The organism is Bacillus sp. NTK074B, from assembly GCF_017303375.1.
In the GTDB taxonomy this organism is placed as follows: Bacteria; Bacillota; Bacilli; order Bacillales; family Bacillaceae_B; genus Rossellomorea.
In genome coordinates, this window is sequence record NZ_JAFKOH010000313.1 from 1 (window position 1) to 246 (window position 246).

A 246-nucleotide genomic window follows, 5' to 3' on the forward strand; every position below is an offset into this window, starting at 1 on the left:
TGTAGTATTCCTTCAATTTTTCCACAGTAAAAAGGACCTACACGTAGTTGTAGTTTTGCTAACATTTTTCTTTCTACAAAGATAGTTCCAGCTGCAAGTAATGCGGCAAAACCAAATCCAGGAAATGCTGCAATTCTAAATAGATCAGTAGTCATAAATGATTTTAGAATTGGAAGAGTTCTAGAAGGATCAGCCAACCAAGTTAATGCAAGAAATGGAGTAAGTAATTGGCCGTTAATTACTGGT

Annotated in this window: 1 protein-coding gene; it reads right to left on the reverse strand. The window is 35.4% G+C overall.

The window, feature by feature from the left end:
* A partial coding sequence (locus tag JI667_RS22500; protein WP_206858767.1) for an NADH-quinone oxidoreductase subunit H occupies nucleotides 1-246 on the reverse strand: 246 nt, incomplete at both ends.